The sequence below is a fragment of the Bradyrhizobium sp. ISRA436 genome (genome assembly GCF_029910015.1).
Taxonomy (GTDB): Bacteria; Pseudomonadota; Alphaproteobacteria; order Rhizobiales; family Xanthobacteraceae; genus Bradyrhizobium.
Map to the genome: position 1 here is coordinate 2,757,179 of NZ_CP094519.1, position 23,333 is coordinate 2,780,511.

The following is a 23,333-nucleotide window of genomic DNA, read 5'->3' on the forward strand; positions in this document are numbered from 1 at the left end:
AATACCTATTTGGGATGCAAGCCATGACAGGAGCAGAGCGCCGCGAGCAGATCACCGCCGAGATTGTCGCGCGGACCGGGATCACCGAGGCTGTCATCGAGCAGCTGGTGCAGGCGTTCTACGCAAAGGTCCGCAAGGACCCGATGATCGGGCCGGTGTTCGAGGCCAGGATCACCAATTGGGAACCGCATCTGGCGCAGATGTGCGCGTTCTGGTCCTCGGTTGCGCTGATGACCGGGCGCTATCACGGCACGCCGATGGTCAAACACATGCCGCTGCCGATCGATGCCGCGCATTTCGATCGCTGGCTCGAACTGTTCGAGGCGACCACAGCCGAACTGTGCTCGCCTGCGGCAGCCGCGCATTTCGTCGACCGCGCCCGGCGCATCGCCGCGAGCCTGGAAATGGGTGTCGCCAGCGGGCAGGGCGTCATGCTTGGCGTCGGCGAGCGTTACCGGCGAGCGGAAACGAGAGCGGCACAATAGCGAATTAGTGAACATGCACAGCAATGACGATAGCGTCTACGCCGTCACCACGCTCTCACTCTTTCGCAGGCCGACATATTGCAGCTCGGTGAATATACCGGTGGCGATCGCCTGGGCCACGACTACGATCGTCCCAAGCAAATTCGGCGACACCGCGCCCGAGAACAGCAATGCGATGCTGGCGAGCGTCCAGGCGGCGTTGGCTATGATCACGAGCATCACCAGCGCCTTTGGCACCGAGGTCCGCGTGCCGAGCCAGCCGACCAGCGCGGTGTAGGCGATCAGGAACAGGCCGGTCTCGCGCAACAGCGCCTCCGGCAGGTTCAGGAACGACGCCAGCATTCCGGCATCGAGCGTCATGGCGACCGCGGATACGCCGCTGAAGACGGCGTCCGCGAGCAGCGCGCGGCGCAGGAACTGGGACGAATGGATCATGGCAGTCTCCTCTCGTTGGGATCGGGTTGTCAGCAGAACCAGGACTGCAGCTGGCGCCACAGGCGGAGCGGGCAGAGCGCCTTGCCGACCCTCGTCTCCACCGCCTGCACCTGCGCGACCACGAACACGCCGGTGTCGTGCACGAGCGGCTGGGGCATGTTGAGGCTTCGCGCGACCAGCCAGGTGGCCAGATGGACCAGCCACGGGAGGAGGACGGCAGAGGCGCGGATGAGGGATAGCATCAGCATGGTCATCTCCTGTGGCTTGGGAAGATGATCCGCCGCGCGCGCCAATTCGATTACCTCACGCGTAATGGAACGAGCGAAATCCGCGTGGTAGGTTTTCCACCATGAACGCACACGCATCCACGGTGCGGGCCGAGCCCGCAAGACCCATCCATATCGGCGAGCACCTGCGTGAGTGGCGGCAGCGCCGCCATCTCAGCCAGCTCGACCTTGCAGTCGACGCCGAGATCTCGGCGCGGCATTTGAGCTTCGTCGAGACCGGGCGCTCGGCGCCGTCGCGCGACATGGTCCTCAAACTGGCGGAGCGGTTGGACGTGCCCCTACGCGAACGCAACGTGCTGCTGGTCGCCGCGGGTTTCGCGCCCGCATTCCCACAACGCTCGCTGGACGATCCCGCGCTGAAATCGGCGCGCGAGGCGATCAACCTGGTCCTGAAGGCGCATGAGCCCAACCCGGCGCTGGCCTACGACCGGCACTGGAATCTGGTCTCTGCCAATCGGATGGTGGCGCCGCTGCTGGAGGGCGTGCCGCAGCGCCTGCTCGGCCAGCCCTTTAACATCCTGCGGCTGGCGTTCCATCCTGAGGGGCTGGCGCCGCGCACCGTCAATTTGCCCGAATGGGCGGCGCACCTATTGGAGCGGTTGCACCGGCAGTGCGAGGCGACCGCCGATCCGGAACTGCTGAAACTCTACCAGGACCTGAAGTCCTATCCGATCCCGGCGCGCTCGGCGCCGATCACCCCCGACAACAACGTCGCGATCCCGTTCAAGCTGCGCCACAATGGCGAGGTGCTGAGCTTCATCTCGACCACCATGGTGTTCGGCACGCCTGTTGACGTCACGTTGCAGGAACTGGCGCTGGAAACCTTCTTTCCGGCTGATGAGCTGACCGCGGAGCGGATGCGGCAGATAGCAGCCAGTATGAAATAGCGGCTTGTCTCGGGACGCTTTCGGCCTACCTTTGCGGTTCCACTTCCGCGAGGAGCCTGCCATGAGCGACCTGAAGCCGCTTCGCCTCGACATCGTCTCCGACGTCGTCTGCCCCTGGTGCTATATCGGCAAGCACCGCATCGAGGATGCGCTCAAGCTGGTGCCCGACGTTCCGGTCGAGGTGCACTGGCGGCCGTTCTTCCTCAACAATTGGGTACCGCGCGAGGGCATCAGCCGCGAGGAATATCTCACCGCCAAGTTCGGCTCGGTCGATGCCTACAAGGGCATCGCCGGCCGCGTGGTCGCGGCCGCAGGCGAGGAGGGGCTGAGCTATCACCCCGAGCTCGTCAAGCGCCAGCCCAACACGATCGATTGCCACCGCCTGATCCACTGGGCCGAGGCTAACGGCAAGGCGGCCGAGATGAAGCAGCGGCTGATGGAATTGTATTTCCGCGACGGCGGCGATCTCACAGATACCAACGTGCTCGTGCAGGCGGCCAAGGATATCGGGCTCGATGCCGATGACATCCGCAAGCGCCTTGCCACCGACGAGGATACGGACCTCGTCACGGCGCAGGCGCAGGAAGCGTCCGACAAGGGCATCTCTGGCGTGCCGACCTTCGTGTTCGCGCAGAAATATGCCGTGTCCGGCGCCCAGCCGGCCGAGCAGCTCGCCCGCGCCATCCGCCAGGTCTCGGCCGAGATCAACGCCGAGGTGGCGGATTAGATTGCAGTCCTTCCTCAAAGCCCGGCTCGCGCCGGGCTTTTCGTTTGCGTCAGGATCAATCAGAAACAACCAGGGAGACCACCATGATCTATGAGCTGCGGACCTACACGGTGCACCCGGGCACCGTCGGCGACATGGTCAAGTTCGCGAGCACGCTGTCGCGCGACATCCGCGGCGATAATTTCGGCAAGCTCGAAGGCTACTGGATCACCGAGATCGGCCCGCTCAACCAGGTCATGCACCTGTGGAGCTATGCCGACCTCAACGAACGGACCCGGCTGCGCGCCGAGCTCGCCAAGAACCCGCGCTGGACCGGCGAGTACATTCCGGCGATCCGGCCGCTGCTGGTGCGCCAGGAGGTCCGCCTGCTCAACGCGATCATTGCGCCGATCGCGCCCGCTACGTCAGGCAACGTCTACGAATTTCGCAACTATCGCGCCAAGCCGCTCGGCGCCGCCAAGCAATGGCTCGACCTGGTCAAGGGCGTGCTGCCGGCGCGCGAGAAATACTCGAAGATCGTCGGCCTCTGGCAGACCGAGGCCGGGCAGCCCAACGAGGTCTGCCACATCTGGGCCTATCCCAGCCTCAACGCCCGCGCCGAGGCGCGCGCCAACGCGATGAAGGATCCGGCGTGGCTGGAATTCCTGAGCAAGGGCACGCTGCTGCTGGAAGAGATGCACTCCACCATCATGCTGCCGGCGCCGCATTCGCCGTTGCAGTAGCGGAGGCGCTCGTCGGCATCACAACAGCCAGGGCGGCATTGCGTTGCGCGATGCCCCTCGCGCAAGGACGCGCTGGTCCGAACCATCCTCAAAGGCTGTGACTATCGCACGCCATACCGCGCGAACTCGTTGCCTATGGTGCCGCGGATTGCCTTTGCCGCGGAGATATCGCCGTTGCCGCCGGCCTTATTGCCCTGTTTGAGCTCGGCAAGCCCGCGCCCATAGAGCGCGCTCGCCAGCTTCGGGTCCAACCGGAGTGCAGAATTGTAATCATCGATCGCCGCTGACATCTGGCCCATCTTCAGGTGGACCAGGCCGCGCGAGTCGTACGTCGCGGCGTTGGCGGAATCCGACTGAAGTGCCTTGTTGCAATCCTCCAGCGCCGCGTTCAACGCGCCAAGCACGGCTCGCGTCCAGCAACGTCCGTTCCACGCTCCTGCCAAATTGGGCTCGAGGCGAATTGCTTCATCATAATCGCGCCCCGCGCGATCGTATTCGTGCTTCTTCAAATGGGCTTCTGCGCGGTTGGCGAAGGCTTCGCCGTAGTTGGGGTTGAGCTTGATCGCCTGATCGAAAGCACCGATCGCGAGATCGTATTCGCCTTTCCTGAGGAAGGCCACGCCGCGATTGTTGAAAGGCTTGATGTACTTTGGATTGAGCTTGATTGAGCTATCAAAGTCCCGGATGGCGCGATCATAGTCACGTTCTGCGGCATAGGCGCTGCCACGATTGTTATATGCGATAGCCAAACCGGTCGTCGTCATGTCATCGCCCGCATCGATGAGTGCTGTGCAACCATTGATGCGAACTTCAAATGGCGTGCGGTTCAGCCCGTTGCAGAGCTCAATATTCCGGAGATAGCCTTCTTTCTTCGCATCTTGCGCTGCCGCCGGTGACGCGAGCAGGAGCACGACGAGGATCTGCGCCAGGCTGTCGATAGCCCCGGTCACTGCACGAATGTCCATATCAGGCTTCCCGATTTTGCAATGTGCGGCCGCTGATGGCCGCAAGATCGCCGATCTGTGGCGAAGCCCAACTCTTCAGCACCCTCGACAGATGCGGGGATTGAACGTGTGGTCGACCCTTTGCTCAGGTGGCTGCGCCGCGGGTGCCTTGAACTTTTTCACAATCTTGGTTTTGCCCTCTTCAATAAGCGTTGCGAATTTGACGGTTCCATCATCCGATATTTCGATGTGCGGCGTGGTGCCGCGAATCCCCATCGTCGCGACGGGGGTGTCGATCTTCATGTCGCCGGTCTTCGCGATATTGCCGGCAACAAAGGTGAACGTGCCCTTGGTCAGGGTGAGCAAGCTCGAATTCGACTTTCCGTGTGGGGCGTAGACGAACTCGGTCAAGGCCATGCGGGCGTTGCGCGACAGGCTGAACGAGGTGCCATCAGCAAAATTGATTCCGACGCGCCCATCGGCTCCCGTCAGGACCACGTCGCCCAAATAGACGAGATCGCCAACCTTCGTCTGGGAAGCTTGACCGGACACATTCGCCTGAACGACCACGGCATTCACATGTTCGATCGTGACCGAACCGGCGACGGTGACGACTTTCCCAATCGGCGTTGACGAAGAGTCCTGAGCGGCGGGTTGGGCTGAATCGGCTTGTGCTTGCGCTGGAGCAGGCGCCAGGCTTGCCAGCGCCAAAATGAAACTTGCGGCCAATACGCTCATTGAATGAATGCGCATGATCCCCTCCTTCTTGAGAAGACCTTATTGTGTGGTGCTCGATGATGATTGGTCCTCGAGCCAAATAACTTTGACGTCAAAAAAGTGCTTCCGCCAAGCTCACCCAAGAGCCGGGCGTCGAGCAATTAACGAGTAGACATTTCGTCGCTAAACTATACTATAAGTTTTATGGGATCGCATTCGCAACAGAACGACAGCAATACTGTCGGATCGGCGAAGGCGTCCCTGATTTTTTGCGATTAATTCACTGTCGTAATTGAGTTCAATCAGGACGTTTCGGCGGGCAGGCCCAAGGCTGCCAGCGCCAAAGATATTTTGACCGCGTGGCGTGGGCAAGCCAGAGCAAGAAGACTGCGGCACCGCGCCGAGCCTGAGTTACTCAGCAGGCGAGGTCGAAAGTCCATGTTTGTTGCGTCCGGCGCGGAGTTCGGGGACGCGAGCACGGCCGCGTTGGGCCAGCTTTCCCCGGCATTGGGCAATATCATCGGCAATATTCAGACGGCGATCGGCTGCGCCACCATCAGGCGTGCGGACGGCATTCCCGTTCAAGCTATGGTTGGCGATCCCGTTTGTCCGGGTGACGTCATCGAGACCGCGACCGACGGACGGATCGAAATCCGCTTCGTTGATGGCACCGTGTTCAACCTGTCTTACGACGCCGGCGTGGTGCTGGGCGATTTCGCGCGCGACACCAACGGTAGCTTGCGGTCGGCCCTGTTTACAGTGACCAGAGGCGCCTTCGCTTTCGCGGCGGGCGAACTGGCGAAAGCCGGCTCGCTGACCGTGGACACGCCCATTGGCAGTATTCGCAGCCGGAGCCAGGCCAGCGGTTTCGGCTTGCTGTCGCTCGCGACGCTGATCTTCTCATTCGTGACGGAAGCCCAGGCCGCGGACCCGAACGTCACATTCCTGGATGACGACAGCGTCACGTACAAGGACCTGCATCACGGCGTCTTCGAACTCGTAACCAAGGAGGCAATCCCGCGACACCTCGTTGTTGAGGATCCCGGTGAGACGGTTGTCTTGAGCAGGACAGGGTCTTCGGTCGGCGTGAACACCGTCGCGAATACGCCTGCGCAAATGCAGTTGTTGCAGATCGCCCAACAGGACGCGCTGGCCAACTACGCGAAAGGATGGGGAATCGGCTCCGGCGCATCTCCTTTTCCCAATCCGCAGGATTTGCTGCAGCCGATCAAATACGTTGAGCCTGATCCTGGCCCCCCGCAAAATCAGCTTCCTCCGTTGGAAAACGCGGCCCTCAAGCTCCCGGATATCCTTCCTCTCACGCTGAATCTGGGAGCGCTGCCGACCGAAAACGATACGGTGGTATTTGACACGTTCGCCGCGACAAGCGGGGCGTTCTCCGCCGGCAACACCAATGGCTTCACACCAGTTTTCGGCATCAGCGGGGGCATTGCAGGCAACACGGTGCTGGGCGGGGTGACATACAACGAGTCGGAGACTGGCGCGTTCGGCACATTTTACCTGAACAGCGCAAGCGGCGCCTACACGTTCATTCCGAACAACGACGCAATCAATGCACTGAAGTCCAACACGATTCAAACCTTCGTCATCACGGTATCGGCGGGCTCGTTCTCGACCGAGCAGGCCTTCAACATCACCATCGTCGGCGTCAACGACGCCTCGATCATTTCCGGCGCCACGACGGGTTCGGTGGTGGCAGCCGTCGGCGTCACCAGTGCCTCGCCCGGCCTGCTGATCGCGACTGGCCTGCTCACCGATACCGACGTCGACGATCCGGCCAACACCTTTACGGCGGTCAATTCGCCGATCAGAAGCGCCGGTGGCTACGGCACGTTCACGATCACGACGGACGGCGTGTGGACCTACACGCTCGACGACGCCAACAGCGCGGTGCAGGCGCTCGGGGTCGGCGGCACGCTGACCGACAGTTTCACGGTGACTACGATAGGCGGCACCCCGCAGGTGGTGACGATTACCGTTCACGGTCCGCTGATTGGGGTGGCGGGAACGGGTCCGTCGCTGACGCTGAGCGAGGCGCATCTGGCGGCAACGGCGCTCGACGACAACATCGCGGGCTCCGCGCCGGATGCTGCGCTGACGACAATCTCAGGAGACTTCTCGACCGCGTTCGCTTCGGTTCAAGGCACGGATGGCGCCACCATCAGCTATGCGCTGTCGATCGTCGGCGGCAACGGCACCGCGTCAGGCCTGATCGACTCGCATACCGGCCTGGCCGACGTGCTGGTTCTGAACGGCAGCACCATCGAGGGCCGTGTCGGCACCGCCGGCGGGACGCTGGCGTTCACCATCAGGGTTGATCCGGCGACCGGGCTTGTGACCTTCACCGAGTATCGTGCGGTGACCCAGCCCTTCGGCAGCAATCCGGACACGGGGGAAGGCGTGTCGCTGACACCAGGGATTGTCGACCTGATTGCGACGGTCACGGAGAAGGACGGTGCCTTCCAGACCGCGAATCTCGATCTTGGCGGTCGGCTCACCATCACCGACGACGGTCCTAGCATCGGGGCAACGGGAACGGCTCCGTCGCTGACGCTGAGCGAGACGCATCTGACGGCAACGGCGCTGGACGACAACACCGCAGGCTCGGCGCCGAACGCGGCGCTGACCACGACGTCAGCCGACTTCGCGACCGCTTTCACCTCGGTTCAAGGCGCCGACGGCGCCACGATCCGCTATGCGCTGGCGATCACCAGCGGCGACGGCACCGCGTCGGGCCTGATCGACTCGCATACCGACCTGGCCGACGTGCTGGTTCTGAACGGCAACACCATCGAAGGCCGTGTCGGCACCGCCGGCGGCGCGCTGGCATTCACCATCACGGTTGATCCGACGACAGGGATTGTGACCTTCACCGAGTATCGCGCGGTCACCCAGCCCTTCGGAACCAACCCGGACGGCGGGGAAGGCGTGTCGCTGACGCCAGGGATCGTCGACCTGGTCGCGACCATCACCGACAGGGACGGCGACGTCCAGACGGCAAGCCTTGATCTTGGCAAGCAGCTGACCATCACCGACGACGGTCCGAGCATCAGGACGACGGGAACGGGTCCGTCGCTGACGCTGAGCGAGACGCATCTGACGGCGACGGCGCTGGACGACAATAGCGTCGGGTCGACGCCGAACGCCGCATTGACCACGACGTCGGGCGACTTCTCGACCGCTTTCACCTCGGTTCAAGGCGCCGATGGCGCCACCATCCGCTATGCGCTGGCGATCGTCGGCGGCAACGGCACTGCGTCGGGCCTGATCGACTCGCACACCGGCCTGGCCGACGTGCTGGTTCTGAACCGCAACACCATCGAAGGCCATGTCGGCGCCGCCGGCGGCGCGCTGGCGTTCACCATCGCCGTTGATCCGGCGACCGGGCTTGTCACCTTCACCGAGTATCGTGCGGTGACCCAGCCCTTCGGAACTAACCCTGACACCGCGGAAGGCGTGTCGCTGACGCCGGGGATTGTTGATCTGGTCGCGACCATCACCGACAGGGACGGCGACTTCCAGACGGCGAGCCTTGACCTTGGCAAGCAGCTGACCATCACGGACGACGGCCCGACGATTGGCGGGTTCGAGCAAGCGTTCGTCGCCGCTCAGAACAATCAGGTCGTCAATGGTACCTACAGCGTCAATTTCGGCGCGGACGGCGAGGCGGCGATGCGCGTTGCTATCAGCGACGGCGCGGTCGGCAGCACTGGATACAATCTGGCCACGTCAAGCCTGGGCGGTGGAATCACCTCGGTGCATGTGACCGGGAATGGCGACGATTACACCTTCTACTATTCGAGCCACGCGGTGGCCGGCGGCGGTGTCGAACTGGACGCTTACCTGACGGATGTCAACGGGACGCTGAGAAATCCGTACTTCACGCTGCTGATCAATCCAAACGGGACGTACACCTTTGACGTCGAGAACGTCGGGCTCCTGAAGCAGGTCACCGTGGCTGGCTCCGATTTCGGCGCCTCCGGCGGCGGCACGCCGTCACTCACTGCTCCGGACGGAAACCTCGTCATCACCGGGTCTGACAGCGGCGGCAATCCGCTTGACGTCAAGGCGTCGAGCAACGGCATCGCGGTCGGCGATACCGGGCTGCAAATGGATCCCAACGAGGAGTTGCATCTCGTCTTCGTGCAGGAGCAATCGCAGGTCAGCTTCGTTCTGACCCAGTGGCAAGGCAACGGCACCGCAGATGTCATCTTCAGGATCCTTGACGGCAGCAACGACATCCACGACTTCAACATCAATATTCCGAAGCCCGCGGGCGGCAGCGCCAACATCGTGGTGCAACAAACGTCGAATGCTGCGCTGGTGGGCACCTACACGTTCGATAGCGCGACCTTGACCTATACGCTCTACGTCGGACAGACGTTCAATCAAACCCAGGTCGACTACGATCAGGCGACAACCGGGAACGCGACGTTCACCGTCAACAACATCACCTACGACGAGGAGACGACGATCCCGAGCACCGACCTGTTGTTCAATGTCTCGGCAGTCGACGCCGACGGCGATTCGGCCACGACCAGCCTGCAGGTCAATCTCCAGGGCAGCACGACCGGGGCGTCCGCTCTCACATCGACGAGCACGTCGAGCAGCAATGTGCCGGCTGGCGGCAGCGGCACTGGCGCGACGACCATCTCTTCCAGCGCCACCACCGGCACGGCGACCGCAATAGCCGGCGCCACGCCCAGCACGTCCGCGGGTACCAATGTCGACACGACGCCCGACGTCCTCACATCGGTCAGCTCGGCGACCAAGAGCGGTCGTAGCTATCGCTCTGTCCCGACAATGGCGACCGCCGCGTCGGTCCCCACGACCGCCAATCACGGCGCGGCAAGCGCGCTCAATGGCCGCGACGCGCTGACCGACGTCCTCGGCGGACTTGGTGCGGTGCTGCTGACAGGCGCAAACGCAAGCCACGTATTCGCCAAATCGTCCCCGGCAGGTTCCGACCTGACCTGGTTCGTATCCGGGTCCGACAAGATCGATTTGACGGCTTTCGGCTCGTTCTCCTCCGCTCTCTTGGCCTTGACGCCCACAAGCACGAGCGTCCCGGCGCATACCATCGCCTGGTGCTACGACGGCGCGACGAACCAGGCGATTGTGTATGTCAATCCGACCGACCACGCCCTGAGCATTGGCGATTCCAGTCTCGTGGCAATCCATCTGCCGGGTGTGTCGAACGTGCACTTGTCGGATTTCGTGCTCGCGACGACGACAGCGGCGACCCACGACGACGCGACGATTACTCTCGTCGATGCATCCGACACGACAAGCAGCGACGTTTCGTCCCAGGCGAAAGCGCATCACGGCTTCGATACCGCGCGGGATGCGATCGACGATGGCAAATCTGCCGGCTTTGCCCACAGCGGGACGCCGGCTAGCGTCGATGACGCGGCGACAAGCCTGCCCAGCGGACTGTCGCTCGAGCTACCACACGTTGCCATGATGGCACTGATGCAGGCGAGCTTCGTGTTTGATCAGGCGCCGGCGTTCGACAGCGCCAACGCGATGACGATCGACCACGGAGCCGCGCTGCATGGTGCGGCAGCGGAGAGCGGCAACTGGTTCGTGCCGTCCGGGAGCGATTGGAAGGACGATTCAGACACGAGCTTGAAGAACCAAGATCATGGAGCCTCGCCCGCGAAGGACGCGGACGCCACGAATGCCGGCAACGGTAATGGCAACGGCAATCACCCGACTGCAAGCGATGCAGGCGAAGACGCTGCGTCCACGCATGGTGCTAGCACGCATGACGATGGATCATCCCCTCCGGGGCAGGCCAAGTCCGAGGACTTTGCCGGCACGCCCTGGAACGCATTTCATTTCAAGGACAACATTTCGGGGGCCGATGGGTCGGACGTCAATGACGCTGCAAAGCCCAACGATAACCCGGCGCCGAAGGGCCATCACGACGACGCTGCGGTAGCTCAGGGATCGCAGGCGGCCCCGGTGGGAGGCGAGACGTCCGCTATGGCCGGCGACTCCTTCCAGTTCAAGAGCGGAGGCTCCAGCCCCAAAGGTTCGGCCGCCACCGACCTCGCAGAGCTCAATCAAGCTCCAGCAGCCTCCGGTGATCCGAAAGGCAGCAACATGCCCCCGGGGTTAGACGACGCACAAGCCGTTGGCCTGTCTTCACAGGCCCAACACCCAACGGACCATTTTCATGATGCCTCAGGCCAGAACGGCCACGTGATCCACGCGTTGCACGACCTGATCGTGTGACGCGGCACGCCTATCCGGATTTGCCGCGCCGGTTGCGGATGAAGCGGGCCCCGCCGCGCGCGGCGTTGTAGGCGAGATCTCTCAGGGTCAGCGCGGCACGAATGGCCGGTAGCAGCGGATCGCGGCGTCGCAACGGGATGAGCACGTCGCCGATCGCGAAGCGCGCGCGCCAGATCGGGTCGATCATGGGATGGCCGGGCGCGGCGGTGGAGTCGGCCGAGACGATCGCGGGATCGGCGCAAAGGTGACGGGTCAGGTCGAGCGTCAATTGCATACCTGGCGAGCATTTCGCAAAGCGCTCGTCGATGCCGATCTTGAAGAAGAACGCGCGGTCCTGATGGCGCAGCACGATGCCGCCGGCGACGGGCGTGCCGCCCGCGTGCAGCGTGACGATCTCGCAGCGGCCGATTTCGGCCATCGCTGACGTCGCGCGGCGGATGAAGGCGGCATCGCCGGGATGCTGGCTGAGCGCGGTGCCGCGCTTGCCCTTCCAGCCGCCGGCCTCGAGGGCAAGGAACGTCTCGAGCGCGGCCGCGACGGCGCGCGGCGTGCGGGCGACATCGAACCGCACCGCGCCATGCTCGGCGAGGCGGTTGCGTTGCCTCCGCAGCTCCTTCAGCTTCTTGGCACCGAGCGCATCGCGCAGCAATTCGTCGGCGTCGCGCGTCGCATCGAGCTCCGCGCGCTGACACGCGCTCAGCACGCGCGGCTGCAAGCCGCCGCGCGCCAGCACCGCGCGGATTGCCGCCATGGCCGGCCCTTCCAGCGACATGGTGCGCAGGATCAGCGCATGCGCGCCCGCGCTGCGCGCCTGGCGCAGCAATTTTGCCGCGGCATCTTCGGCGGCATGACGATCGAGCAGCGGCGTGCAGAGCGTTCCGTAAGGCTCGGCGCCGACGAGGGCGGGCAGGGGGATTCTATAGATCCGCCGCATCGGCACGACCGGCAGGAAGCCGATCAATTGGCCGGCGTCGCCGAAGGCGCTGAGCGCTTTGGCGCCGGTGCGGCCGCGTGCGGAGGCATCGACCGCCAATTCCCAGTCGGGTTGGTAGTAGCCATTGGCCTCGATCGCGCGGTCGGCGAGGGCGCGCCATTGGCCGACCGGAGTAGCTGATAGCGGCGGTAGCGCATGCCTGTCGGCAGCACCCTTGCGCGATGCGCCACGGCTCACTGCCTGGTGCGCGATATCGGCCATGTCCCTGTTTCCCCGTGCGCAAGGCCTCTCCCGAGCGGCCCGCGGTCGTCAGGGCAACGCTAGCGGAAAGAGATGGACAATGCCGTTGGGACGGGCGAGCAATTTGAGCGGTCACGTTAACGGGGCGTTCAGCATGCGGCCCGCGGGAGACGCGAAATAGGCCGGGAAACGGCAGAAGTTACGATGATGGGAACTGCGGATAGAACGCCCCCGCGATCAGTTGCACATGCGCGGCGTGCTTGCTCGCTACGAACTCCGTGAAGAGCCGCACGCCCTCGGCCCAGCGTGACTGGCCTTGCCAGCGCGCTGGAACTTCCAGGACCGGCGGCTGTTGTAGCGCACGGAGGGCCTAATGCATGGACATGGTCACGCGCCTTCGCGGTTCGGATGCCGTCCCGGCGGGACGAGTGTCTCCGGTGAACTCACACAACGAGTGGGACACGCTGGAGGAAGTGATAGTGGGAAGGCTTGAAGGTGCGGTTATCCCGTCCGATCATCCGGTTGTTACCTGCAACATTCCGGGTATGGCAGCGCGTGCGCAGTCGCTGTTGGCAGGCTTCCGCTACCCAAAGATCATGATCGAACCGGCCCAGCGTGAGCTTGATGGCTTTGTTGCGCTGCTGCAGTCGCTGGACATCGTCGTAAGGCGGCCGGACGCCGTCGACCACAGGAAGAACTTCAGCACGCCGGAATGGTCCTCGCGCGGCTTCTGCAATTCCTGCCCGCGCGACAGCATGCTCGTGATCGGCGACGAGATCATTGAAACCCCAATGGTGTGGCCCTGTCGCTACTTCGAGACACACTCCTATCGTCCGATTCTGAAGGACTATTTCCAACGCGGCGCGCGGTGGACGTGCGCGCCCAGACCGCAACTGACGGACGAACTGTTCGACCCTGAATTTCGCGTCCCCAAGAAAGGCGAGCCGATCTCATACATCCTCACCGAATTCGAACCGGTCTTTGACGCCGCCGACTTCTTTCGCTGCGGGCGCGACCTGTTCGTGACCCGCAGCAACGTCACCAATGCGTCCGGTATTGAATGGCTGCGCCGCCACCTTGGCGACGGCTATCGCATCCATGAGATCGAGAGCCGCTGTCCCAATCCGATGCACATCGATACCACCATACTGCCGCTTGGACCCGGCAAGATTCTGATCAATCCCGAATACATTGACGTCGACCATCTTCCGGCCATCTTGAAAGGATGGGACATCCTCGTGGCCCCCGAGCCCGACCGGATAACCGATCCCATGCTCAGGATCACTTCGCTATGCGGGAAATGGCTCAACATGAACGTACTGATGGTGGACGAGAGGCGCGTCATCGTAGATCCACATCATACCGCAACGATGCGTGCGTTGGAGAATTGGGGATTCGAGCCGATTCCCTGCGAGTTCTTGCACTATGCAGCATTTGGTGGCGCCTTCCATTGCGCCACGCTCGACGTCCGGCGGCGCGGCACGTTGGAGAGCTACTTTTGAGCCGACTTCCAACAGGTCTCGTCGCGCCGCTCCGCCTAAGAGGTGATTTTCAGTCCGATCATGCCCAAGAGAATAAAGCCGATACAGGCAAGCCTAAGCAACGTCATGGGCTCGTTAAACAGATAGATGCCGAGCGCCGTGGTGCCAACAGTGCCAATGCCCGTCCATACCGCATAGGCCGTACCGACCGGCAGCGACTTAAGGGCGAGTCCGAGGAACCCAATACTGGCCGCCATAGCGGCGACTGCGCCGATTGTCGGCAAAATGCGCGCGAAGCCGTCCGTAAATTTGAGGCCGATCGCCCAGGCGATTTCGCACAGGCCGGCAGTGAACAGGAAGAGCCAAGCCATCGGAATGCCCCCAAAATACTTGAACCACGAGCAATCTCTCTCAGAGTATGCTCCAAATCAAAGGCCATCCGATCATCGAGCAGGTGGAAACGCTCTATAATGAAGCGCAGTCGCTGATCGATCAAGCCAGGAAAGGAGTGGCAGACGGTCGGCCCCGCAGCGCAAATTTTGATTGATGTGATCTTACATCATTTCAACAAAGGCAGTTCGCCGGCGGAGGCCGCTGAGGCAGTGTACCCGGCGCTCGGCGCGTCAATATAGACGTCGCACAGGACCGTGGGATGGACCAGGGAATGAACCGCGTGACCGTGTTTGGCGGGACTGGGTTTGTTGGTCGTCGCGTTGTTCGCCATTTGAGCGACTTCACCGTTACGGTGCGCATAGCCTCGCGGCATCCTGCGCGGGTCGACGGCGACGACGCGGAACGGGTCATCGCTGATGCACATGACGAGCGCTCCGTAGAGGCCGCCGTTATGGGTGCCGACGGCGTCGTCAACGCAATCAGCCTTTACGCCGAGCGTGGAGGCGACACATTTCATTCGGTGCACGTCGAAGCGGCCGCCAGGATCGCTAGAGTGGCGCGGCGGGCCGGGACCAAACGATTTGTGCACCTGTCAGGAATTGGCGCTGACCCCGCATCACCTTCGCCCTATATTCGCAATCGCGGCGAGGGCGAGGCGGCCGTGCAAGCCGCATTCCCTGGCGCAGTCGTTATCCGCTCAGCGGTAATGTTCGCGGCGGACGACGCCTTTCTGACGACAATTCTTGGGCTGCTTCGGACCTTGCCGGCTTATCCGCTATTCGGCGACGGCAGGACAAGGCTTCAGCCGGTGTACGTGGACGACGTCGCCGCGGCGATCGCACAAGTCCTGCGGAAAACACAAAGACCTTATCCCATCTACGAACTGGCCGGCCCGCGCGTTTACTCATACGGGGAGCTGTTGCGGACCATTGCGCGCGCCGCCGGGTTGCGGCCAGTGCTGGTGCGAATACCCTTTGCTTTCTGGAATGCCGCCGCCGGTCTCGCTGAGATCCTGCCGCACCCGCCGCTCACGCGGAATCAGGTTGAGCTTATGCAGATCGACACGACGGCCTCGGGCAGCCAGCCGGGATTTGATCTACTCGGAATTTCGCCGCGATCGCTCGAACAAGAACTGGAAGCGATGCTCAGGCACACAAACGAGGAAACTCAAAACCCAAGGGAGGATCGTACCAGGTAGGGGCCAAGGAGACTTCGTTACCGTATCACGATGTGACGACTGATGTCGGGAAGCGGCTTGCCTCCGAGGTCGCGCACTACGCGTAAGCGCGATCGATCAATGGTCGGCTCCGGGTCCAACAGCGGACTCCTGCACCGCCAAGGCCTATGTCGGCACCGTGGATACGTTAGGCCTTAGTATCGGGGCCACGTCAGGCGGCTGCATGACCTGGTCAGCACAAACTGTGCGGCCAGCTTAACCACGCAGCCAGTCAAGGGGAACTGGCTCGCGCAGGCGGTGGTGAGCATTAGCCTTAAAAATCTTAAAACACTCCTCTTGGAAGCGCGCAATAGCAGGCGATAAATCGACTGCGTTCACTGAGATAGTTCCTGTGCTGGTGTTATACGAGAACCGGGATCTCGCTGATTTCAGGATGGCCCAGAATTTGTTGTTCTGATCAGCGAACTCAGGATTTAACAGCACTATTCCGGTCGCGTACACATCGCTTGCGTAAGGCACCAAAAAGACGAAATTCGCCGGCTCGTTTGAATCCGCCCGTGCTGTAAAATTAAAGTAGGGGGGAGGTTCGGCTTCAGGGCGTCCAGTAGTCGCGCGGGGATCAGGAATTCTAATAAAGACCATGTACGTCATTGCGGCGTCGGAACACCTGACAGCAAGATTCCCAGTGTCGGAGTGAAGCGTGATCACCGAGTCCTTCTTGGTGATAGTCCAATCACCAAAGCGGCGTAAGGTGTGAGAGCCTTCCGGTGCCCACGCTTGCGAATCTAATGGATTTCCGGGCTTCACTGGGACGGTGCCTGTAACTTCTCTGTCGGAGCCCGGTTGTTCGGATGTTTCCTTAGGCCACTCCAACAATGATTTCGAAAGCCCGGGCTTGCCTTCGTACCAGCATTTTCGTCCATCGATGAGACGATAGGACCACCATTGCCCGTGCGCATCTGATGGCACCGCGACACTGCATTGTCGCTTCGCCTGCGCGGCTGTCATTCCAATCGACGACAGCGCAGCAATGCAGGCGGCCAGAACAATGGATGGAAACGGCTTCCCAAGTTTGAGCGCTGACACGTTACCTCGTTGATGCAACCGACTTAAAGCGTGTCGCTCAGTCGAGCAAATCTAGCCCGCTATGCCCCCACTAAGCGAACCTCAATGAGATCGCTGATCGGGGCCGATAGCGAACCTTGGTCGATCCATGAGCACTAAACTGTTTCAGGCTCATCCAAGCGCCATGGCACAGCCTCGGCATGAAATTCCACCTGCATAACCTCCATGCCCTCTAGGCTTGGCAGTCTTGGTGCCGAGGCGTGCCACATCCAAACGGTAAAGCCGCCTCCCAGATCAGCAGGCGATAAATCTCCGGTTGGGTCCAGAGTACCTATGAAGTGGTACCGTCCACCATAAACGTGAGGGCCCGGAGCAACTGAGCATTGTGATACACCTCAGCGTCCTTACGAGGATCGATCCCTAGTTTATCAAGCAATGCGAGGAACGCGGTTGGAAAACAGTCGCCCCGCGCCAGTCAAAAAATTCTACCCCCAGCGCAATTGTACGGGTCAGCGCCGCCGCCACGTTCCGTTCGGCCGTATGCCATGACTGTTGCGTCTCGATCCTCGGTATATTTCCATACTGACGTGTTACGCGCAATTACGGGTGACACCCTTTGGCCAGTTCCGGGATTAGCCGGGATTGACCGGGAAGTGACGGGTTCTCAAGGGGTTGGCCGGGCGGTGGCGCGCAATCGGCGGGACCGCGGTCGCGCAACTTCGAATGACACCCTAGCCAGCGCGGCGCGATCGGCACCAGCGGAATTCCCGGCAAATGCCGTTCGTGGTCGCACGGAATCCGAACGCGACAGCGGCTTCGCTATCGCCATTCGGATTCCATCGAAAATCAGAGAAAGCCGCGTCTTATAGGGGCTTTCCGACACGGTGGCAGCAATGGCTCCGGGGAGAATCCGAAATCGAAGCCCGAACGGGCGGCTAAACGACCAGGGGTGGTCCGCTTTACCTTGCCGAGCGGACGCCAAATCGGACCTGGATACATGTCGGCTAAGGGCCCACTTCCGGACTCATGCATCGCAGCAAATTACGTTCTATTCGATCAGCTCGTCGGCGCTGCCGAGCAGGGGTGGAGGCACCAGGACCTCAATCTCCCGCCGATCGCGATCAGCGCCTGCTTGAAAGTCGTTGAGCTGAGCGTCTTAGCCAGGACCACGGAGACAGTATCCGACACCGCGAATCGTATGGATCAGCGGATAGGCCTGCTGGTCGTCCACCTTGCGACGGAGGCGTCCGACATAGACGTCAATGATATTCATCGATTGATCGGAATGAAGATCCCAGACGTGCTGCAGCAACATCGCGCGCGACACGATGCGGTCTTCGTTGCGCACCAGATATTCCAGAAGCTGGAATTCCTTGGGCAGAAGGAGAATCTCCTTGCCGCGCCGGCTGACGGTCCGCGAGATCAGGTCGATTGCGAGATCGCCGACGCGCAGGATCGTCTCCTTGGCGATGGTGTCGCTGCGCCGGCCAAGCGCTTCCATTCGCGCCAACAGCTCGCGGAAGGAGTAAGGCTTGACCAGATAGTCGTCGCCGCCGGCGCGCAACCCACGGACCCTGTCGTCGACTTCTCCGAGCGCGCTGATGATCAGGAAGGGGGCGGCCACGCCGCCGTCGCGCAACTGGCGCATCACCGCAATGCCATCGATGTCGGGAAGCATGCGGTCGATCGTGATCACGGCATAGTCGTGTGCCGCACCGTGGCTCAGCGCTTCGTTGCCGCTGGAAGCCAAATCCACCTCATAGCCGCTGGTCGTGAGCTGTTCCATGAGCTGACCGGCGGTTTCCGGGTCGTCCTCGACGACCAGAATGCGGCGGTGGCCACCCGTCATCGTCTTTCTCCGACGATCGCCACCAGCCTATCCAGTTTCTCTTCGCCAGAAAATGCGCCAGTGGCGATCATCACAATGACGTCGGTTCGCCAGCGTTTAGTAGCCGTAGTCGTAGCAGACGTTGACCCACTGCAGTCCATATCGCGTCCACACTCTGCGCCAGCAATAGTCGTAGTTGTAGGCGGCGTAGAAGAAGGGCGCGCCAAAGAAGGCGAAGCGGTGGAAGCGACGATGGAAGAAGCGGTGATGGAAGCCGGGGTGGAACGCGAAGCGTTGACCCGGCACGAATGCCGCACGCGCCGCAAAGGGCGCCCCCGCGAAACGAGCGCCGCCGAAATGCGGGCCTCTCATGCCTCCGGTACGCGGGCCGATGCCCGTGCCGAAGAAGCGGGCGCCGCCGAAATGCGGGCCTGTCATGCCTCCGGTGCGAGGGCCTAGGCCCGCGCCACCGAAGCGGGCGCCACCGAAGCCGCCACCGCCACCGAAGCGTGCGCCGCCGAAGCCGCCACCGCCGCCGAAGCGTGCGCCGCCGAAGCCACCACCGCCGCCGATAGCATGCCCGCCACCGCCGCCGATGCCTCCTCCCATAGCATGCCCGCCACCGCCACCCATGCCACCACCACCGCCACCCCCTCTCTGGGCAAGGGCCGGTGATACAAGGGCAAGCGTGGAGGCGAGCGCACCCGTAATGAGGTAACTTGCGAGCCTGTTGCTCATCGAATAATCCTCCGTTGTTGACGCGACAGTGAGAGCGCCTGTCGCAGCAAGAACAACGATGAGGAGGCCAAAACTATTCTGAAACGTCAAATGACTGATGTGACAGATTCTGACATCCAAGTTAGTTTTACTATCGAGGATCGGCTTGACGACGCGCGGCGGGACGGAACCCGAGATATCGGCACGCCGGAGCGCGCGTTGGACCGCTGTGGGTCACAAGCGGCGGTGGAGGCGAGCGCGGACTGATGTCCGGTTACCCCTGACAGCCGACGTGACAACGGCTTGAACTCTGTTCGGCTGGGGGCCCAAAAGCAGAAGTGCAGTTCAAGGACTCGCCATGAGCAACGGCTCCACGTTTGCGCCGCCTGCCATTAGGGGATTCGACGGCTCGAAGTGCTCGCGCAGTTCTCGCTTCCGGACGAGCGCGCGCGCAACAACAAAGGCGTCCTTCAGGCTTTTAGCTTGCCGGAGCGCAACGTTGAAAAAGGCATCGCCGAAATAGGTCCACTTGGCCTTGTCCCGACAGCCGAACGATGGATGGTCGGCGTCGGCCGCGGTGATGACCAACATATCGGGGTTCGCGAGACGAGGGATAAAGACTCCAGAATAGCAGGCTGATATGACCACCACCTTGTGTCGTACGCCCGTCCGCGCCAACATATCAGCGAGGTTAGACGGCGTGAGCGTTTGCGTGAGCCGCCCCGCTTTGACTGCAAGACCGGCGCGGGAGCCGTGCGAGGTCAGAATCAAAAACAGAACGTCGTTCTCGGCGTCCATCCCATTGGCGGCAACTTGCAATGACATGGCCAGGGCTTCGATCGTTGCACCTCCGCCCTTCTTCGAATTGTATTGCACATTGACTGGGCCGCTCCCGAAACGGCCCGCTACGACCTGTGCTGCGCCGGTCGCCTCGCTTCTGAACACGCCTTGATCGCCGAAAAGGCCGAAGGACACCACGCTCACCTTGCGAGCGTCCTCAACCGCGTGCATCGTCGAAACCGACGGCACGACCGTCAAAACAAGCGCGATGAGCGGTGCGCCGACCCGGCAGATCCAAGACTTGGACGTCATTGCGAACCTTGTCTCGTCATCGCCATCATAGCATAGCAGCACAATCCGTGACACGGTCAGTCTCCGTTGCAAGCTGACGTCAATTGATCACTTCGTCATGTCGCAGAGGATCCAGCTCCGGACATCTGTGAGAGCTGCAGTCTCCGCACGGGATGCCAATAGGTCGTGGGCGCGATTGCTGCGACCAGCCGCAGAACGAGTCAGTGACGCTGACTTGCCACATTCAGTTGGCTGAAATGAAAATGCTGCCGCACGCAGCGGGCTTTCCATTCGCACGGGACCCATGGGTGCGATCGGCACCCGGCTTTCCCTGCGCCCTCTGCTCTCTAGGTGAGGGACAACGAGATGCAGAACTCGGACAGATGATGTCGCGAGAGAGCGGAATCATGTTTGCCGGCATTGCGAACCGGTGGACGCAATCGATCTCGCCGCGCCGGAGGGCTTTCGAGCGAAGTGGATGCCGGTTCGCGCCAGGCCACGCGACTAGGATTTGGGGTTTCGTTGCGCTTCCATCGGACCGGAGCTCTCGATCGGCTCGTAATTTTCCGTGAGGCAGTTGTCGTCGGCATCCACGAGCCGGCGATCCTGGATCGTGCCGCCGTCGATGAAGATGCGGTAGGTCTGGGTGCCGAGCGGCTTGCCGATCACCGATGTCAGCTCGGCGCGCACGCAGGCGGTCCAGCCGGGGCCGCGCGGATCGTGCAGCGGCGCCGAGACCCTGACATGGGTCGGCTGCGAGCCCGCGGCGAACACCGAATCCAGCTTCGTGCCGACCAACTGTTTGATATCCGGCGGCGTTTCGAGCGGCGCTGGATCGGAGGCCTTGGCTTTCAAGAACTCCGGCCACACCGCGTGGCTATCGGCCAGGCCGCAGCCGCTCAAGGTCAACATGGCGCCGGTCAGCAGCGCCGCTATGGAAATACGTTCCTGTCCCATGGAAGTTACTTAATGTACCGCCGCCAAGATTGCGCCCCTTGGAGGCGCTGAATTCGCTTCGCGAGGCGCGCTTTGTCGATCAACAGATGTCGATGGACAAGTTATTTTTGACGCCCCGGTGTTGCCGGATGTTTCTGCGGGGCGGGGAGGGGTTGACATGAAGAGCTTCACGGTGGCTGCGGTCATTCTTGCGCTGATCGCGACGCCTGCGTTGGCGCAGGGCCGGCGGGGACATCAGCAGGACAAGACGACCGAAAAGAAGCCGCAGATCGACGAGAAGGTCTACAACGCCGCGCTCGACCGGATTCCCGAGCCCAACGAGAAATACGATCCGTAGGGCGTCACCAAGCCGGCCAATACCGCCAGGAAGCCGAAGTGATTCCGTTACGGTCCGCCGTCGGTCGCTGCGACAATTCGACTGTTGAGAATGCCGGCCAGACAGCACACGGCCGCTCGTCATGAACCTTCGCGTGGAGATTTCGACCTATTCTTGACGTTGTCGTCGGAGGTCACCATGCTTCGCCGCTCGCTCCTCAGCCTGATTATTCCCGTCTCGATCCTGCTCGGCAGCACCGCGTCCTTCGCGGAGAGCCGCCTTGCGCTGGTCATCGGGCAATCGGCCTACAAATCGGTTCCTGCGTTGCCCAATCCGGCCAATGACGCCAGGGCTGTGACCCAGATGCTGACCGAGTCCGGATTTACCGTGACATCGGCATCCGACCTTTCCCAGGATGAGATGCGGGCAAAAATCAGTGACTTCGCTGGCGAGGTCGCCGCAAGGGGCGCCGACACGGTGGCGCTCGTGTTCTATGCCGGCCACGGCCTGCAGATCGACGGCGAGAACTACCTGATCCCGGTCGATATCGATCCGAAGCGCGAGGCCGACATCCCGATCCAGGCCGTCCGCCTCAACGACATCCTGAACACGCTGACCTCGGTGCCGAGCCGGATGCGCATCCTACTGCTCGATGCCTGCCGCAACAATCCGTTCCCCGAGCTCAGCAAGACCGCGGGCCATGGGCTTGCGATCATCGATGCCAAGGTCGGCGCGCCCGGGACCTTCGTGTCGTTCTCGACCTCGCCGGGCGCCGAGGCCGAGGACGGCAGCGGCAGCAACAGCCCCTACACGACGGCCCTGCTGGCGACGGCGAAAGAGCCCGGCATTCCGATCGAGGATACTTTCAAGCGCGTGCGTCTTGCCGTGAACAAGGCGACCGACGGCCGGCAGACGCCGTGGGATTCTTCGTCGCTCACCGAGGATTTCCGCTTCACGGCCGGTGCTGCCACGCCACCGCTCGCGGATGCGCCAAAGCCAGCAGCGACGAAGCCAGAAGCGACGAAGCGCACCGTCGCGGACTGGAAGCGCGAATTGCGGGGCAAGCCGGTCGAGGCCGCGAACGAGCTGATCGTCGTCGACGGCACCGACGAGGCCTATGAGGCATTCGTCGCGCTCTATGCCGGCACGCCGCGCGGCCTGCAGGCGCGCGACTGGCTCGATCGCCATCGCCGCATGGTCGCCTGGAATAATGCCGTTCTCGCCAACACGGCCGCGGCCTATCGCGCGTTCCTCGCGCAGTATCCCGACAGCGATCTGACCGCAACCGCGCGCAAGTTGATCGAGCGGCTGCGCTACCGTCCCGACGCCATGGCCGCCGCGACCAATGTCGCGCTCGCTGGGCCGACCTGTCCCTGCAACGCGGCGCCGCCGCAGCCGAAGAAGGCCGGCGCCGTGACGAAGAAGCGCGCGGATCGCGAACCTCCGCCGCGTTCGCGGAAGAAGCGCTATGTGGATGACGGTGACGTCGTCGTGGTGCGCGAGCCACCTCCGCCCGTCGTGTACGCGCCTGTGGGACCGCCGATTGGCGTCGGCATCGGAATTGGCATCGGTGGCGGTTATGGCCGCTATGGCGGCGGAGGTGTTCGCAGGGGTGGATACTGACGCGCTGATGGCTTAAATCCTCCGGCGCACGAGGTGCGACAAATCGGTCAACGATCGCATCGGCCG

The 23,333-nt window shown here is 62.4% G+C and carries 20 protein-coding genes; 9 read left to right on the forward strand and 11 right to left on the reverse strand.

The window, feature by feature from the left end:
• The first annotated feature begins 23 nt into the window (after positions 1-23).
• Positions 24-485 (forward strand): group III truncated hemoglobin, encoded by a 462-nt coding sequence (locus MTX23_RS12910; RefSeq protein WP_280977023.1) that lies wholly within the window; start codon positions 24-26, stop codon positions 483-485.
• Positions 486-521: 36 nt separating this feature from the next.
• Here MTX23_RS12910 and MTX23_RS12915 read toward each other — a convergent pair whose 3' ends face one another.
• On the reverse strand, positions 522-920 hold the full coding sequence (locus MTX23_RS12915; protein WP_280977024.1) for a hypothetical protein: 399 nt from the start codon (positions 918-920) through the stop codon (positions 522-524).
• A gap of 29 nt (positions 921-949) precedes the next feature.
• Positions 950-1,174, reverse strand: coding sequence for a hypothetical protein (locus tag MTX23_RS12920; RefSeq protein ID WP_280978064.1), 225 nt, complete (start codon positions 1,172-1,174; stop codon positions 950-952).
• Between the two features lie 95 nt (positions 1,175-1,269).
• Here MTX23_RS12920 and MTX23_RS12925 point away from each other — a divergent pair, with 95 nt between their 5' ends.
• The 3 genes from MTX23_RS12925 (at position 1,270) to MTX23_RS12935 (ending at position 3,543) form a co-directional block, all read left to right on the forward strand.
• Positions 1,270-2,094, forward strand: a complete 825-nt coding sequence (locus tag MTX23_RS12925) for a helix-turn-helix transcriptional regulator (RefSeq protein ID WP_280977025.1) — start codon at positions 1,270-1,272, stop codon at positions 2,092-2,094.
• A 61-nt stretch (positions 2,095-2,155) separates the two neighbouring features.
• A complete protein-coding gene (locus MTX23_RS12930) occupies positions 2,156-2,821 on the forward strand; it encodes a DsbA family oxidoreductase (RefSeq protein ID WP_280977026.1) in 666 nt (221 codons plus the stop codon).
• Positions 2,822-2,904: 83 nt separating this feature from the next.
• The gene (locus MTX23_RS12935; protein WP_280977027.1) at positions 2,905-3,543 is read left to right on the forward strand and encodes an NIPSNAP family protein; all 639 of its coding nucleotides are present in this window, start codon (positions 2,905-2,907) and stop codon (positions 3,541-3,543) included.
• Positions 3,544-3,644: 101 nt separating this feature from the next.
• Here MTX23_RS12935 and MTX23_RS12940 read toward each other — a convergent pair whose 3' ends face one another.
• Positions 3,645-4,508 (reverse strand): tetratricopeptide repeat protein, encoded by an 864-nt coding sequence (locus tag MTX23_RS12940; protein ID WP_280977028.1) that lies wholly within the window; start codon positions 4,506-4,508, stop codon positions 3,645-3,647.
• A 75-nt stretch (positions 4,509-4,583) separates the two neighbouring features.
• Entirely contained in the window at positions 4,584-5,240 is a 657-nt protein-coding gene (locus MTX23_RS12945; protein ID WP_280977029.1) for a FecR domain-containing protein, read from the reverse strand.
• Between the two features lie 402 nt (positions 5,241-5,642).
• Between MTX23_RS12945 and MTX23_RS12950 the strand changes: the two genes are divergently transcribed.
• Positions 5,643-11,465: a DUF5801 repeats-in-toxin domain-containing protein gene (locus MTX23_RS12950; protein ID WP_280977030.1), complete on the forward strand. Its 5,823-nt coding sequence runs from the start codon at positions 5,643-5,645 to the stop codon at positions 11,463-11,465.
• A gap of 10 nt (positions 11,466-11,475) precedes the next feature.
• Here the strand turns inward: MTX23_RS12950 and MTX23_RS12955 are convergent, their stop codons facing one another.
• Positions 11,476-12,660: a GNAT family N-acetyltransferase gene (locus MTX23_RS12955; protein WP_280977031.1), complete on the reverse strand. Its 1,185-nt coding sequence runs from the start codon at positions 12,658-12,660 to the stop codon at positions 11,476-11,478.
• A gap of 356 nt (positions 12,661-13,016) precedes the next feature.
• Between MTX23_RS12955 and MTX23_RS12960 the strand changes: the two genes are divergently transcribed.
• Complete coding sequence (locus MTX23_RS12960) at positions 13,017-14,141, forward strand: amidinotransferase (protein WP_280977032.1); 1,125 nt, start codon at positions 13,017-13,019, stop codon at positions 14,139-14,141.
• A 35-nt stretch (positions 14,142-14,176) separates the two neighbouring features.
• On the opposite strand, the gene MTX23_RS12965 is transcribed toward MTX23_RS12960, so the two are convergent.
• Positions 14,177-14,491 (reverse strand): multidrug efflux SMR transporter, encoded by a 315-nt coding sequence (locus tag MTX23_RS12965; RefSeq protein ID WP_280977033.1) that lies wholly within the window; start codon positions 14,489-14,491, stop codon positions 14,177-14,179.
• 293 nt (positions 14,492-14,784) lie between these two features.
• Between MTX23_RS12965 and MTX23_RS12970 the strand changes: the two genes are divergently transcribed.
• On the forward strand, positions 14,785-15,711 hold the full coding sequence (locus MTX23_RS12970) for a complex I NDUFA9 subunit family protein (protein WP_280990753.1): 927 nt from the start codon (positions 14,785-14,787) through the stop codon (positions 15,709-15,711).
• Positions 15,712-15,945: 234 nt separating this feature from the next.
• Here the strand turns inward: MTX23_RS12970 and MTX23_RS12975 are convergent, their stop codons facing one another.
• From MTX23_RS12975 to MTX23_RS12995, 5 genes are all read right to left on the reverse strand, one after another.
• Entirely contained in the window at positions 15,946-16,776 is an 831-nt protein-coding gene (locus MTX23_RS12975; RefSeq protein WP_280977036.1) for a hypothetical protein, read from the reverse strand.
• Positions 16,777-17,911: 1,135 nt separating this feature from the next.
• Positions 17,912-18,604, reverse strand: a complete 693-nt coding sequence (locus MTX23_RS12980) for a response regulator transcription factor (RefSeq protein ID WP_280977038.1) — start codon at positions 18,602-18,604, stop codon at positions 17,912-17,914.
• 96 nt (positions 18,605-18,700) lie between these two features.
• On the reverse strand, positions 18,701-19,321 hold the full coding sequence (locus MTX23_RS12985) for a hypothetical protein (RefSeq protein WP_280977040.1): 621 nt from the start codon (positions 19,319-19,321) through the stop codon (positions 18,701-18,703).
• A gap of 324 nt (positions 19,322-19,645) precedes the next feature.
• A complete protein-coding gene (locus MTX23_RS12990) occupies positions 19,646-20,446 on the reverse strand; it encodes a C13 family peptidase (protein ID WP_280977041.1) in 801 nt (266 codons plus the stop codon).
• A gap of 429 nt (positions 20,447-20,875) precedes the next feature.
• Positions 20,876-21,328 carry a hypothetical protein gene (locus MTX23_RS12995; RefSeq protein WP_280977042.1) on the reverse strand — a complete coding sequence of 151 codons (453 nt, stop codon included), beginning with the start codon at positions 21,326-21,328 and terminating at the stop codon, positions 20,876-20,878.
• A 157-nt stretch (positions 21,329-21,485) separates the two neighbouring features.
• Between MTX23_RS12995 and MTX23_RS13000 the strand changes: the two genes are divergently transcribed.
• Both MTX23_RS13000 and MTX23_RS13005 read left to right on the forward strand, forming a co-directional pair.
• Positions 21,486-21,665 carry a hypothetical protein gene (locus MTX23_RS13000; protein WP_280977043.1) on the forward strand — a complete coding sequence of 60 codons (180 nt, stop codon included), beginning with the start codon at positions 21,486-21,488 and terminating at the stop codon, positions 21,663-21,665.
• A gap of 177 nt (positions 21,666-21,842) precedes the next feature.
• On the forward strand, positions 21,843-23,267 hold the full coding sequence (locus MTX23_RS13005; protein WP_280977044.1) for a caspase family protein: 1,425 nt from the start codon (positions 21,843-21,845) through the stop codon (positions 23,265-23,267).
• Positions 23,268-23,333: the final 66 nt, after the last annotated feature.

What these genes read in the sequence shown, in the direction of transcription:
- MTX23_RS12910 (WP_280977023.1), top strand. Translation starts at nt 24, where the DNA reads ATGACAGGAGCAGAGCGCCGCGAGCAGATCACCGCCGAGATTGTCGCG.
- MTX23_RS12915 (WP_280977024.1), bottom strand. Translation starts at nt 920, where the DNA reads ATGATCCATTCGTCCCAGTTCCTGCGCCGCGCGCTGCTCGCGGACGCC.
- MTX23_RS12920 (WP_280978064.1), bottom strand. Translation starts at nt 1,174, where the DNA reads ATGACCATGCTGATGCTATCCCTCATCCGCGCCTCTGCCGTCCTCCTC.
- MTX23_RS12925 (WP_280977025.1), top strand. Translation starts at nt 1,270, where the DNA reads ATGAACGCACACGCATCCACGGTGCGGGCCGAGCCCGCAAGACCCATC.
- MTX23_RS12930 (WP_280977026.1), top strand. Translation starts at nt 2,156, where the DNA reads ATGAGCGACCTGAAGCCGCTTCGCCTCGACATCGTCTCCGACGTCGTC.
- MTX23_RS12935 (WP_280977027.1), top strand. Translation starts at nt 2,905, where the DNA reads ATGATCTATGAGCTGCGGACCTACACGGTGCACCCGGGCACCGTCGGC.
- MTX23_RS12940 (WP_280977028.1), bottom strand. Translation starts at nt 4,508, where the DNA reads ATGGACATTCGTGCAGTGACCGGGGCTATCGACAGCCTGGCGCAGATC.
- MTX23_RS12945 (WP_280977029.1), bottom strand. Translation starts at nt 5,240, where the DNA reads ATGCGCATTCATTCAATGAGCGTATTGGCCGCAAGTTTCATTTTGGCG.
- MTX23_RS12950 (WP_280977030.1), top strand. Translation starts at nt 5,643, where the DNA reads ATGTTTGTTGCGTCCGGCGCGGAGTTCGGGGACGCGAGCACGGCCGCG.
- MTX23_RS12955 (WP_280977031.1), bottom strand. Translation starts at nt 12,660, where the DNA reads ATGGCCGATATCGCGCACCAGGCAGTGAGCCGTGGCGCATCGCGCAAG.
- MTX23_RS12960 (WP_280977032.1), top strand. Translation starts at nt 13,017, where the DNA reads ATGGACATGGTCACGCGCCTTCGCGGTTCGGATGCCGTCCCGGCGGGA.
- MTX23_RS12965 (WP_280977033.1), bottom strand. Translation starts at nt 14,491, where the DNA reads ATGGCTTGGCTCTTCCTGTTCACTGCCGGCCTGTGCGAAATCGCCTGG.
- MTX23_RS12970 (WP_280990753.1), top strand. Translation starts at nt 14,785, where the DNA reads ATGAACCGCGTGACCGTGTTTGGCGGGACTGGGTTTGTTGGTCGTCGC.
- MTX23_RS12980 (WP_280977038.1), bottom strand. Translation starts at nt 18,604, where the DNA reads ATGACGGGTGGCCACCGCCGCATTCTGGTCGTCGAGGACGACCCGGAA.
- MTX23_RS12985 (WP_280977040.1), bottom strand. Translation starts at nt 19,321, where the DNA reads ATGAGCAACAGGCTCGCAAGTTACCTCATTACGGGTGCGCTCGCCTCC.
- MTX23_RS12995 (WP_280977042.1), bottom strand. Translation starts at nt 21,328, where the DNA reads ATGGGACAGGAACGTATTTCCATAGCGGCGCTGCTGACCGGCGCCATG.
- MTX23_RS13000 (WP_280977043.1), top strand. Translation starts at nt 21,486, where the DNA reads ATGAAGAGCTTCACGGTGGCTGCGGTCATTCTTGCGCTGATCGCGACG.
- MTX23_RS13005 (WP_280977044.1), top strand. Translation starts at nt 21,843, where the DNA reads ATGCTTCGCCGCTCGCTCCTCAGCCTGATTATTCCCGTCTCGATCCTG.